Here is a 12,523-nt window from a genome sequence, read left to right as displayed (position 1 = left end):
GCATTGAGCATGCAACATGAGTGATAGCGAAAGCGCCTCCCAATCGGCCCCAAGCACGACCCAAGGCTCGGCCCCAGTCGCGGCGCCGGATTTTTCAGCGGCGGAGGATCCGTTCCTGCTGTTCGAAGCGTGGATGTCGGAGGCCGAGAAATCCGAGCCGAACGATCCGAACGCGATGGCGCTCGCAACCGTCGACGCAGGCGGCATGCCGAACGTGAGAACGGTGCTGCTGAAGGGCCTCGATAGCGCAGAGAGCGCCGATCGCGGCTTCGTTTTCTACACGAACTTCGAAAGCGCGAAGGGCCGCGAGCTGCTCGCAAACCCGAAAGCCGGTCTGCTCTTTCATTGGAAGAGCTTGGAGCGGCAGGTCCGCATTCGCGGTCCCGTCTCCCTCGTCTCACACGGCGAGGCCGACGCCTATTACGCAACGCGGCCGAGGCTGAGCCGGATCGGCGCCTGGGCGTCGCATCAATCGCGGCCGCTGTCGTCGCGCGACGTGCTCGAAGCCAAGGTTCATCATTTCGAAGCCAAGTTCCCGGAAGATTCGATTCCGCGCCCCGCCTACTGGTCGGGGTTCCGCGTTCTCCCCGTGGAGATCGAATTCTGGATGAGCCGTCCGTATCGCCTGCACGACCGCATCGTTTTCCGCCGCGACGCCCCACGCGACTCCTGGCAGAAAACCCGCCTCTATCCTTGAGTGACCACAAAAGGCGCGGCTTGTGCCATAAGGAAGAACGGTGGCGAGGTTCGAGTTTTGAGGCTTGAATGGTAACGGATCGCATCGACGAACGCCGCCCGAGAAGGCGGGTGCGCGACCGCTATCAGTCGACGCGGATCTATTACGCGGCCGGTCGGCCGCCGTCATTTCTCGCGAAATGGACGAGCCGCATCGCCCTGTTCGCGGCCGTCGCCGCCCTCGTGACGGCGGTTCTGCATCGCCTCCATTTGCTGCCGACGCCGGTCGCGCTCACGATCGCCTACATCGTCATCTTCAGCGCTGCGCTGTCGCTCCTGATGGCGTTCGTCGCCGGTCTCGATATCTGGGTGACGGGAAGGCTCGGCGCGGCGCGCGTGTTCTGCGGCGCGATCGTGGCGCTTGGGCTGCTCGCCATTCCGGCAGGCGTTTGGGCGATGAGCGTCAAGTGGCCGCCGATCTACGACGTCTCGACCGATCTCGCCGAGCCGCCGGAGTTCACCGAGGCGAAGGATGAGCGCGCGGCCGACGCCAATCCGACCGAATATCCGGGAGACGAGTTCGCGGCGCTCCAGCGCCAGCATTATCCCGATCTGAAAAGCCTGATCCTTCCGCGCTCGACCGAGGAAAGCTACGAGCTGGTGCTGCAGGCGCTGACCAAGCTCAAGCTGAAGACGACCCTCGAAGTCCCGCCGGAGGACGAGCAGGACGCGCCGGGCTTCATCGAGCTCGCGGACCAATCGCCCGTTCTCGGCCTCGTCGACGACATCGTCATTCGCGTGCTGGGCGAGGACGGTTCATCCCGCGTCGATATCAGATCGGCGTCGCGCTACGGCTCGAACGACTTCGGTCGCAACGCCGCGCACGTGCGCACGATCCTGAAGGAAGTCGCGAGCCGCTTCGAAGCTTCCGTTCCCGACGTCGACAAGGAAACCAAAGCCGCCGTCGAGAAGAAGAACAAGCTCAAAGCGGAGAAAGGTCGCGGTCAGGCGTCAAAGGCAGATCGGAAGCGACCAAACCTTTCTCGATCAGATATTCGACGTGCGCTTGAACGGAAAGCGTCGCCGCCGGGATCATCTGCGGGGCAAGGCCGCGGTAAATCTCGGGGACAATTCGACGAATAGTCGTCGCACCGCCGGTTAGCGCATCGAGCACGGATTTCTCGCGCCACGTCCGGTGCAAGAGATAGGCTTTCACGGTCCGCTGCGGATCGTTGAGACGGTCGCCGTGACCCGGGAGAAATACGTCGTCGTTGCGATCGAGCAGAATTTCGAGCGATGCGACGTAGTCGGCCATTCGCCCCTCGGGCGGCGCGATGACGGTCGTATTCCACGCCATCACATGATCGCCGGAAAAGACGACGCGGCGGCCCTCGAGCGCGAAGCAGAGATGATCCGGCGCGTGCCCGGGCGTGTGGATCGCCGTCAGCGCCCAATCGGCGCCCGCGATCGTGTCGCCGCCATTGAGCGCGATATCGGGCATGAAGTCGTAGTCGACGAAGTAGCTTCCCGAGGGACTGTTCTCGAGCGCCATTTTCCCCGTGGACGGATCGCGCGCATAGGCGGCGGTCACGGCGCCGGTCTTCGCCTGCAGCTTGGCGATGCCGTCGACGTGGTCGCGATGGGCATGCGTCGAGAAGATGTGCGTGATCGGCCGGCCGCCCGCAGCTTTCAGAATGGCCGCGCGATGCTCGGCGCTATCGGGTCCGGCGTCGATGACGGCGAGCGACGTCGAGCCGACGAGATAGGTATTCGTGCCCTTGAAAGTGAAAGGGCTCGGATTGTCGGCGACGAGACGGATGACCCCCGGACCCATCGGAGACGGCGCGCCGTAGGTGAAGGCCATCTCTGTTTTGAAATTAAGTGAATCCAAACCCCGTGACCCCTCGTTGAATTATGGCCCGCTTATAGGGAACACCGGCAAACGACGAATACCCCGAAATTCGACGCAGGTTAATGCCGCGTTCGATTTCGCACATGTTCCGGACGGAACCCGAGACCGATCAAACGGCCTGCAAGATGCGCCAGGATGGGCCATCGGGCGATGCCGAGCACAAACCCAGGTGGACCGGATTTCGTTGCCTCCTTGGCTTCCCGTTTCCTACGATCTCGGCGCATCATGAGTTGCAGCTTTTGTGTGGCGTTCGTCGGAAATGTGCGGCGCATTTCCACAGCCGCGAGATGCGCGTTGGAAAGACGGCGTTCTTTCAACGGCGCGGTCAAAATGTTCGCTGCGGCAACTGCGTCCTGGATTGCGAGGTTAACGCCGACGCCGCCGATCGGCGACATCGCATGCGCCGCGTCGCCGATGCAGAGAAGGCCCGCCCGCCACCAGTGCTTCAAGCGATCGATCCTGACGCTCAGAAGATGCACGTCGTCGAACGAGCGAATTTCATCGAGCCGTTCCGGCGGCAGCGGCGACACCGCCCCGACCATTTTGCGGAATGCATCGATCCCGGCTGACTTGATATCCGCATAGGTTCCCTTGCGAACGATATATCCGCACTGCCAGTATTCGCCGCGGTCGATCATCACGAAGCCCTGGCGCGGCCCCGCATGACCCATGGTCTGCGCCGGATCCCCGGCGGCGTGCGAAAGCTTCATCCAGAGCACTTCGCTCGGATTGTCGAAGCTCTCGACTTCGAGACCTGCAAGCTTGCGCGTCACCGAATTGCGGCCGTCAGCACCGACGACGAGCGATGCACGGAGTGTCAGCGGACCCTCGGCTGTCGTCGCGCGAAGCCCGGTGACCCGGTCGCCTTCGATGATGAGGTCCGTCACGTCGCTCTGCATTAGTAGACGAAAGTTCGGATAGCGCTTGGCTTCGCGCGCCAGGAAATCGAGAAAGTCCCATTGCGGCATGAACGCGATGAAGCGGTTCTTCGTGGGCAGCCAGGAGAAATCCGCGATTTTGATGTTCCTGCCGTCGACCTCCGCATGGAGCGTACGCGCTTCAGTATGCGGAAGCTTCAGAAGTTCATCCGCAAGACCGAGTTCGTGCATCACCTGCAACGTCGACGGATGGATCGTATCGCCCCGAAAATCGCGCAGGAAATCGCCATGCTTTTCGACGACGGTCACATCGACGCCCGCACGCGCGAGCATGAGGCCGAGCATAAGGCCTGCAGGTCCCGCGCCGACGATGGCGCACGTCGTGCTGATCTCCGGGTTCGCCGCCATGACCTCTTCGCTTTCTGACGATCTCGGACCTGGCGCAGAGCCCGCTTCAAGCATCATACCGGACTCCCGAGCGCCAAAGATTTGAGATCGACGACGTCGCGCTTCGGCGACGTGCCGAACATGCGCGCGTATTCGCGGCTGAACTGCGACGCGCTTTCGTAACCGACCTGATACGCAGCGCCCGCCACGTTGATGTCGCCGGCCGCCATCAGCCGCCGCGCTTCGAGCAGGCGCAACTGCTTCTGATATTGGAGCGGCGTCATCGATGTCAGCATTTTGAAATGCGCATGAAACGACGAGGGGCTCATCCGCGCAACAGACGCGAGCTGCTCGATCCGGATCGGACGAGAGAAATCCTCGCGCAAGACTTGGATCGCCTGAGCGAGCCGCCGCGTCCGGCTGTTGGGCAAGACGAGCTTGCAGAACTCGCCGCCGTATTCGCCCGTCAGCAGCCAGAACGAGATCTCGCGCATGATCGTGGGATAGAGGACGGGAATGGCGTTCGGCGTCGCAAGCAATCGTGAGAGCCGCGCCGTGCAATCGGCAAGCGGTCCTTCCAGATTGCTGACGAAGACGCCGACGCCGCCGTCGTCATTGGGCTGAGGCGGCGCTTCGAGTTCTTCCATCACCTCGCGCATGATGCCGAGATCGAGTTCGAGGATGAGCCCGAGAAGCGGCTTCTCCGCGCTCGCCTTCGAGACCCACCCGAGTGCCGGAATTTCGACGCTGAAGACCAACGCCTGCATCTCGCCGTAGGTGAGTGTCTCTTCGCCGAACAGAACCTGCTTTTCGCCCTGCGCGACGATGCACAGCGACGGCCGGTAGACCATGTGACGCGGAAGCGTGGCGCGGCTCGTGCGCATGAAGGTGAAGCCCGGAATCGGCGTGTCGAAAACGCCTTCGCCGCCGCCGTTCGCATCGGCATAGCTGCTAAGCGCCGTCTTCAAATCGAGCATCGCGAAGCCTTTCCTCTGCGCACAACCTCATGCCGAACTGGACTTTATTATAGAGTGGGCGCGCGTGCTGCCCAAGCCCGCTTGGAGGATTAGGCAAGAAATTTGAGAGTTCCGGTATTCAGGAGACGGCCTTCGCGACATAGATAGTGCGCTCACAAATTTTCCTTTGAGGAGCAAGCAATGGCACAGGCAAAAACCGGATCGGGTCCCAAGATCGCCATCGTCACGGGCGGCAGCCGCGGGCTTGGACAGAACACCGCGACGAGCCTCGCGGAACGAGGCGTCGATGTGATCTTCACCTACCGTTCCAATCGCGCAGAAGCCGATAAGACGGTGTCGGAAGTCGAAAAGCACGGCCGCAAGGCGGTCGCTCTGCAACTCGACACCGGCGACAGTTCGTCGTTCGATGCCTTCGCCGCCGAGGTCAAGAAGGTTCTGAAACACAAATGGGGCCGCGACAATTTCGATTATCTCGTGAACAATGCCGGCATCGGCTTGAATGCGCCTATCGCCAGTATGAAGGAAGCCGACTTCGATCAGCTTTACAACATCCACCTGAAGGGCGTGTTTTTCCTGACGCAGAAGCTGCTGCCGCTGATGGCCGATGGCGGCCGCATCGTCAATCTCTCGTCCGGCCTCGCGCGCTTCACGATGCCGGGATATGCCGCGTATGGCGCGATGAAGGGTGCGATCGAAGTGCTGACGCGTTACATGGCGAAGGAACTCGGACCGCGCGGCATCGCCGTCAACGTCGTGGCGCCGGGAGCAATCGAAACCGATTTCGGCGGCGGCCTCGTGCGCGACAATGCCGAAATCAACAAGCACATCGCATCGGTGACGGCGCTGGGGCGCGTCGGCGTTCCCGACGACATCGGACCGATGATCGCAACGCTGCTGGCTGACGAAAACCGCTGGATGACAGCGCAGCGCCTCGAAGTTTCGGGCGGTGTGAACCTCTGATCGCGTGCCGGATTGCCGGATTGTCAGACAGCCTCTGACGTCACGTCTCCCCAAACATTGTCATCCTCGGCTTCATGCCGAGGATCCATGGTTCAGTTTGCGCCTGCTGTTAGATGGATCCTCGGCCCAAGCCCGAGGATGACATTGGAACGATGCGTCACACGCCGTAGTACGATCGATACCAATCGACGAAGCGGCCGATGCCCTCGGCAATCGGTGTCGAGGGCCGGAAGCCGACATCACGCTCAAGATCGTCGACGTCGGCGTACGTCTTCGCGACGTCGCCGGGCTGCATCGGCAGAAAGACTTTCTTCGCCTCGCGCCCGGTCGCCTTTTCGATCGCGCCGATAAAATCCATCAGCGCGATCGAATTGTTGTTGCCGATATTGTAGAGCCGGTAGGGAGCGTTCGAGCTGGCGGGATTGGGAAGCGCGGCATTCCAATTCGGGTCGGGCTTGGCAATCCGGTCGGCTGTACGAACGACGCCTTCCACAATGTCGTCGATATACGTGAAATCGCGCGCATGATGGCCGTTGTTGAAAACCTCGATCGGCTCGCCCGCGAGAATTTTCCGCGTGAAGGTGAAGTACGCCATGTCCGGCCGTCCGAACGGCCCGTAGACCGTGAAGAAGCGAAGACCCGTGACGGGAAGGCGGTAGAGATGGGCATAGGCATGCGCGGCAAGCTCATTGGCCTTCTTCGTCGCAGCGTAGAGGCTCACAGGGTGATCGACGTTGTCGTGAGTGCTGAACGGCAGCTTGGTATTGGCGCCGTACACCGAACTCGATGACGCGAACACGAGATGCTGCACGCCGTTATGGCGGCATCCCTCGAGAATGTTCGCTGTGCCGACGATATTGGAATCAATATACGCGCTCGGATTTTCGCTGCCGTAGCGAACACCAGCCTGAGCCGCGAGGTGAATGACCTTATCGAACCGCTGCACCCTGAACAGCTCATTCATGGGCGCTCGATCGGCAATATCGAGATGCAGGAACGAAAAGCCCTCTCGGCCGCCGAGCTTCGCCAGCCGCGCTTTCTTGAGAGCGGGATCGTAGTAGCTGTTGATGTTATCGACACCGACGACTTCGTCGCCGCGGTCGAGAAGACGAGCCGCCGTGTAATAGCCGATGAAGCCGGCAACGCCAGTGACCAGAAACTTCATTGGCGAGCGAGTCCTTGTCTGATTTCTGGCCCGGGGAGATCGAGAAGACCCCGGTTTAGTAGGTCCGCTCAAACTGTCAATCACGCCCAATGGCCGAGCCTTAACGCCGCGCCGGCGGCCGGCTCCCCGGAGGGGAGTCGCCGGCGCCAAATAAAGACTCTCGCGCCGCGCACTCACCCAAAAAACTTATCCCCGCCCATTCGCCTGCACGTATCTTCCTGCGTGGGAGCCTCGTTGCAGACATTAGCGTGAACATGAACGATACGCCGAACCTCGCACTGCCCTATATACTGGCCGCCCAGGCGCAGAAGCATGTCACGCACAACGAGGCGATTCGCGCGCTCGATTGCCTCGTCCAGCTGTCCGTCGAAAACCGGGCGCTGACGGCGCCGCCGTCGGCCCCGACCAATGGCGACAGGTTCCTGATAGCCGCGTCGCCGACCGGCGCATGGTCCGGCCATGCGAGCGAGATCGCAGCATTTCAGGACGGCGCGTGGGCCTTCTATAGACCGAAGGACGGTTGGATCGCGTGGGTAGCGGACGAAGGCGCACTCGTTATCTACGACGCCGGGGCCTGGTCGCTGTTTGCGGGTTCAGGCGGCGGCAGCGGCCTCACTGGACCCGTCACCAACTCCAATCTCGCCAATGTGTCGTCAGGCACGATCAAGGGCCGTGCGAGCGCCGGGAGCGGTTCGCCGGAAGACTTGAGCGCGGCGCAGGCAACGGCGGTTCTCGATGTCTTCATGGGCTCCGGCGCGAGTCACAAGAAAGGTCTTGTCCCGGATCCCGGCGCAACTGCCGGAACGGCCAGATATTTGCGTGAGGATGGGACGTGGCGAGACATGAGCAATGTCCCGCTCATCGGAGTCAACGCGACCGCGGATGCAACGAACAAGCTCGCCATCAAAAGCGCGGCCAGCCTCTTCGATAACGCCGGCAACGGGCATCAGCAGAAAATCAACAAGGCCGCAGCGAGCGACACGGCGAGCCAGCTCTATCAAACGAACTATTCGGGCCGCGCCGAAATTGGCCTGACCGGCGACGACGACTTTCACTTCAAGGTCAGCGCCGACGGCTCGACGTGGCGCGAAGCGATAAAGATCGATCGTGCCACGGGGAAAGTCACGTTTCCCCAATTGGGCGGCCCGCGCGAAGTTTTGACAGCCAACCGGACTTACTACGTCAGCACGACCGGCAGCGACTCGACGAATGACGGCCTATCGACAGGCTCCGCATTCGCAACGCTCCAAAAAGCCGAAAACGTCGCCCGCACGATCGACTTCAACGGCTTCACGGTCACGGTCAGCATCGGCGACGGAACGTATACGGCGGGTGTGACTGTCGGACAGAAAGTCGGGCAGGCCGGACCGGCCAACTATCGCTTCACGTCGACGAGTGCCGACGCCACGAAGGTCACGATCTCGACGACGAGCACGTCGTGCTTCACAGGCAACGCCCCGTTCACCGTCGATCGGGTGACAATGCAAACGACCACAAGCGGTTCCGGTATTTGGATGCAGATGGCCGGTTTGGTGCAGTTCGGGACGGTCATCTTCGGCGCTTGCGCCACCTACTGCCTCAACGCGACGGCCCCGGGCGCAAAAATTCAATGCACGGGTGCCTTCACGATCGCAGGGAACACGGGCGCTTTCGCGGTCGCGGCTGATGGAAGTCAAATCCAATGCGAGAGTACGACGATCACGCTCACGGGCACGCTTGCGATATCTATGTTCGTATTGGCGACGCGGCTTGGCGGCATCCTCATGCGCGCATTGACGTTCTCGGGAAGTGCAACGGGCCTCCGCTATTCAGCGACACTAAACGGGACAATCGAAACAGGTGGCGGCGGCGCGAGCTATTTCCCTGGAAGCTCGGCGGGCAGCGTAGCGACAGGAGCGCAATACAATTGATGGAAGAATTCACGCCCAAAAACTGGTTTTGGATTGTCGCTGGCGACGAGAGCAAGGCATGGTCGAGCGCCGCCGGCGCTTATGTCTCCGAATTTTCGTCCGGCCGGGTGACGCGCATCGCCAACGAGGTCGAACTTTTCGACGTTCTCTCGCGGCTGAAATTGACGGCAAAAGGCCCGTCGCGGACATTCACCGTCGAGGAAGTACGCGAAGCATTATTGCGGATCGACGCCGAAGCGACAGGATCGGCGTCAAGTGCAGCGGAGCTTTTAGCCGTCGCCGAATCGATAGAGTTCAATTTGCCGCCGGCGCTTTGAGCCCCAAGCCATTGGGCGGCAAATCCCGTCCATCACTCCGCGCGTGCGTTTTTGGCTCAGTGAGAGGTTCCGTCTGGAAAGAGCCGCACGAAATGGAACCGAAGACCTAAGAGGAGATCGGAGCAGCGAGCTCTTCGGTGACATGATCAGGCTCGCCGAGCGCCTTGCTGAACTTCGACCGGAGTTCGCTCGCCCTGTCGACCCAGACATCGATCGATCGGTCGTCGGTGTCGTTGAAATCGTGCCTCGCCCAGAAGGATTCGGGGTCGGCGAATTTCCGGTTCTTGAATCCTCCCTCTCGCGGTTCGACGGTCCCGCGTTCCATTTTCCACTGGAACTCTTCATGTGATCTCAAGACGTAATGATTGAGCTGCGCCGTTTCATACGTGTAGTTCGCGTTGAAAGCGCGCTGTTCGAGCGTGATGGGTTTCAGCTCGCTATCGACGTATGTGAATCCTTTCCTCAGTTCGGGCGAGTGGGGATGGGACATGCGATTCGCGCCTGCTTTTCGCACGATACATTTGACATGTAGGTTGGGGTCCGCCGTCAGCGAGCATCGTCGGAACCGTCGAGCGACCAACTCGGGCCGATAACGAGCTTCTCCGCTGGAGCCGAATATGACCCAGTTGATGCAGACAGCCCCGGCATCGGCCGGCGCGCATTTGAGATAGCTTTGGATCGAGGCGTGCTTTTTGAGAACGAGGAATTCGTCTGTGTCGAAGAAAGCGATCCAATCGGTCGCTGAGCGGGCGAGCGCATCTTCGTAAGCCGTTATTTGCGAGAATTGCGACGGAACATCGGGCCAGGGGATGACGGTGATCCGCGTGTCCTGTTGAGCGCAGACGCGTTCGACAGCCAGCGTCTCGGGCCTGGAACCATTGTCATAGATGACGATGCGATCGAACCCGAGAGCGAGATAATGAGCGATCCATTCCGGTAGATACTGGCCTTCATCCTTGATGATCAGGCAAACCGTGACGCTCGGATTTCGCCAGCCTCTGAGGCGCCGGGCTAGGCGGGAAATCAACCCCCTCATGCGAGATCCTTAGCGCGGCCAAGCGGTTATGCTGGCTTTCACGATATCACAGAGAAATGGCGACCGTCCCCGAACCGGCCATCGTGAGATGAGGATATTCACCGATGGAGAGGCAATCGGCGCGACGCCGGATCGCAGCCCCAACTCGACAACGGAAATGAAGTCCGAAAAGCCCATCAGGCCCGGACCGCAAGCCGATCTTACGAACCCATATCGATGGTTTCGAGGGAAACTGGTCGGAGCGAGAGGATTCGAACCTCCGACCCCTTGCTCCCGAAGCAAGTGCGCTACCAGGCTGCGCTACGCTCCGCCCGACCGTCAGCCTAATAAAGGCTTCCCCCGGCACCGCGGGGGCACCAGGGAGACCGGGGTTATAGCGACCCCGATCACGTCCCGCAAGCGCCTCTTCGCGGAATGTTGCAGGTTCCTCATGCAACGACCCGGACAGCATTTTTAAAGGGTGGAACAGGGAGATACCTCGGGATCGAACGAGGACACGCTATTAAATCACGTCTGAGTACCGCGACCGCGGCGCTCTTCGTCGGCATGGCCACGATGACCGGCGCCGCCAGGCCATCGTCGCGCTCCTTCGATAAGATCCGCCCGGCGATCCTCGTAACGCACTCGCAGTCGGGGCATCCATGGCTGGATGGCGCGCTTCAAGAGCGACACGGTGAAGGGCATCATCACGTTCGAGGGCGGCTACGTCTTCCCGCAGACCATCATGCCGTCCGCATTGCAGACTTGCGATTGAGCAGCGCGGGATCGCATTGTTTTCCCTTTGTGCATCAAATGGCCGCCCGCAACTGCACCTTGATACCCGGACTAAACACTGCTATCGCCCCGTCTCCGCATTGGGATGTCGCCAAGTGGTAAGGCAGAGGATTTTGATTCCTCCATTCCCAGGTTCGAATCCTGGCATCCCAGCCAATGCTTTCAATGGGTTAGAGTGGCGCCGCGGAAGGCGACCGATCAGCGCCCAGCGTCCCGAATAAAGCGCCCTTACAACATCAGCGTCGCCGCCGAGATCAGCGCGATGGAGCGTCGCCGCCCGTGCTTCGCCGGTACTCCGGCGACGGAAACGGTATCATCGTCCGCAGAAGCGATTTCAGCGTCTCGAACCAAGACCAATTCGGTCACGACGTTTGACGGCGGGCAATATGGTGATGGCCACCGCTCTATCCGGAAATCATGATCAGCGAGCTCCAGCTTTCAAGGCTTGGGTAGGCCAAAACGGCAGGAAAAACGGCAGATATGACCGCTCCCGGACCTCTGGACGCATTCGCCTGATGATCGGTAGTGCTCGACGTCTCCTTGAGGTGCTTCTCGCTCTGCAGAAATGCGCTCAACTTGCGCTGGGCTTCGACGATGGCCGCGTCAGCGAGAACTTGCGCCAGCAAATCGCGCTCCGTAGGGCTCAACCGCTGACTGCGCTGCAAGAGCGAGCTTGGGTCCGTCCCGGCGACCTCCGCGTGACCGTCGAACGAGCTTCCGCCTCCCTCCTTGGCACGTGAAGCTCTCGGCTGCACGACAGCTTTGAAGCCTAGCCGGTCGGCGACTGCATCGCGATACGCTGGCTTCGTCACCCAATCATCGAACACGATGCCCACGAAATCAGGCCGACCGCTATTTTCGAGCAACGCGTCCACGTGATCGACCCATACGTTCATGGCCCGGCGCATCACATGGTCGAACTCGCGAGGATAAGCCGCCATGTGCATCTTGAAGGCCTTATGGATCCGGCTCGAGAACAGGTTTTCAGCCGACCGCAGTAATAAAATGTTGAGCGTGTGCTCTGCGCCTGAAAAGTAATTTCGGCCGAAGTCCCAGTCTTCGATGCTGCAAATCGTGTGCGCCGGCGCTTTCGCAAAGAAATCCGACCACCGCTTCTGCTTGCGAAGGACATCTCCAAGGACCACAGGGAACTTGAAAGAGCCGGGTTGTTCTAGTTCAACCCGAAGCGGAAACACGTTGTTGAAGTGCTTGATGCCGCGGACGTTGTCCATCATCCAATCGAGCACCGCGTGATTGCCGCTGCGCTTCATGCCGTGAAAAAGGATCAGGTCGGCGTCGTGCATTTTCATGTTTCACATTTCTCGTGCAGTGAGCGTGGAGTGCGGTTGAGTGAGGTCCGACCTGTGAATAGTCGGTGCCTTTTTCTAGTTCATTCGATCGGGTCACCGATCCTTCCAAGGATAACCGGATACGACTGAAGCACAGTATTTTCGCCGGTGTCTATTGTTCAGGAGTGAAGTCTAGCGAAACCCCAGTCTTTCGATGTAGCGTGCGCGGACCGCTGGGGGAGT

Annotated in this window: 10 protein-coding genes, 2 tRNA genes and 1 pseudogene; 6 read left to right on the top strand and 7 right to left on the bottom strand. The window is 60.6% G+C overall.

Annotation, left to right across the window (positions count from 1 at the left end; genetic code table 11):
• Window positions 1-16 precede the first annotated feature (16 nt).
• The gene (pdxH, locus tag K2Q04_RS20125) at window positions 17-697 is read left to right on the top strand and encodes a pyridoxamine 5'-phosphate oxidase (RefSeq protein WP_291166898.1); all 681 of its coding nucleotides are present in this window, start codon (window positions 17-19) and stop codon (window positions 695-697) included.
• A gap of 68 nt (window positions 698-765) precedes the next feature.
• A pseudogene (locus tag K2Q04_RS22270) lies at window positions 766-1,569 on the top strand (DUF1499 domain-containing protein); the annotation flags it as partial.
• 88 nt (window positions 1,570-1,657) lie between these two features.
• Here K2Q04_RS22270 and K2Q04_RS20115 read toward each other — a convergent pair.
• From K2Q04_RS20115 to K2Q04_RS20105, 3 genes are all read right to left on the bottom strand, one after another.
• Window positions 1,658-2,539, bottom strand: a complete 882-nt coding sequence (locus K2Q04_RS20115; RefSeq protein WP_291166896.1) for an MBL fold metallo-hydrolase — start codon at window positions 2,537-2,539, stop codon at window positions 1,658-1,660.
• Window positions 2,540-2,646: 107 nt separating this feature from the next.
• A complete protein-coding gene (locus tag K2Q04_RS20110; RefSeq protein ID WP_291167032.1) occupies window positions 2,647-3,873 on the bottom strand; it encodes an FAD-dependent oxidoreductase in 1,227 nt (408 codons plus the stop codon).
• Between the two features lie 53 nt (window positions 3,874-3,926).
• Window positions 3,927-4,829, bottom strand: a complete 903-nt coding sequence (locus K2Q04_RS20105) for an AraC family transcriptional regulator (protein ID WP_291166894.1) — start codon at window positions 4,827-4,829, stop codon at window positions 3,927-3,929.
• Window positions 4,830-5,009: 180 nt separating this feature from the next.
• On the opposite strand from K2Q04_RS20105, the gene K2Q04_RS20100 reads away from it, so the two are divergent.
• Entirely contained in the window at window positions 5,010-5,789 is a 780-nt protein-coding gene (locus K2Q04_RS20100; RefSeq protein ID WP_291166892.1) for an SDR family oxidoreductase, read from the top strand.
• Window positions 5,790-5,946: 157 nt separating this feature from the next.
• On the opposite strand, the gene K2Q04_RS20095 is transcribed toward K2Q04_RS20100, so the two are convergent.
• On the bottom strand, window positions 5,947-6,954 hold the full coding sequence (locus tag K2Q04_RS20095; protein WP_291166890.1) for an NAD-dependent epimerase: 1,008 nt from the start codon (window positions 6,952-6,954) through the stop codon (window positions 5,947-5,949).
• Between the two features lie 254 nt (window positions 6,955-7,208).
• Here K2Q04_RS20095 and K2Q04_RS20090 point away from each other — a divergent pair, with 254 nt between their 5' ends.
• Window positions 7,209-8,864: a DUF2793 domain-containing protein gene (locus K2Q04_RS20090; RefSeq protein ID WP_291167030.1), complete on the top strand. Its 1,656-nt coding sequence runs from the start codon at window positions 7,209-7,211 to the stop codon at window positions 8,862-8,864.
• The gene (locus K2Q04_RS20085) at window positions 8,864-9,181 is read left to right on the top strand and encodes a hypothetical protein (RefSeq protein ID WP_291166888.1); all 318 of its coding nucleotides are present in this window, start codon (window positions 8,864-8,866) and stop codon (window positions 9,179-9,181) included. The genes K2Q04_RS20090 and K2Q04_RS20085 overlap by 1 nt, the downstream gene beginning before the upstream one ends.
• A gap of 106 nt (window positions 9,182-9,287) precedes the next feature.
• Here the strand turns inward: K2Q04_RS20085 and K2Q04_RS20080 are convergent, their stop codons facing one another.
• Both K2Q04_RS20080 and K2Q04_RS20075 read right to left on the bottom strand, forming a co-directional pair.
• Window positions 9,288-10,217: a glycosyltransferase family 2 protein gene (locus K2Q04_RS20080; protein WP_291166886.1), complete on the bottom strand. Its 930-nt coding sequence runs from the start codon at window positions 10,215-10,217 to the stop codon at window positions 9,288-9,290.
• 233 nt (window positions 10,218-10,450) lie between these two features.
• Window positions 10,451-10,527, bottom strand: a tRNA-Pro gene (locus K2Q04_RS20075).
• Window positions 10,528-11,072: 545 nt separating this feature from the next.
• Here K2Q04_RS20075 and K2Q04_RS20070 point away from each other — a divergent pair.
• Window positions 11,073-11,147, top strand: a tRNA-Gln gene (locus K2Q04_RS20070).
• A 248-nt stretch (window positions 11,148-11,395) separates the two neighbouring features.
• Here the strand turns inward: K2Q04_RS20070 and K2Q04_RS20065 are convergent.
• Window positions 11,396-12,301 carry a hypothetical protein gene (locus K2Q04_RS20065; protein ID WP_291166884.1) on the bottom strand — a complete coding sequence of 302 codons (906 nt, stop codon included), beginning with the start codon at window positions 12,299-12,301 and terminating at the stop codon, window positions 11,396-11,398.
• Window positions 12,302-12,523 lie beyond the last annotated feature (222 nt).

The sequence above is a fragment of the Hyphomicrobium sp. genome, assembly GCF_019753045.1.
Taxonomy (GTDB): Bacteria; Pseudomonadota; Alphaproteobacteria; order Rhizobiales; family Hyphomicrobiaceae; genus Hyphomicrobium_B.
This window is presented reverse-complemented; position numbering and strand designations above follow the sequence as displayed.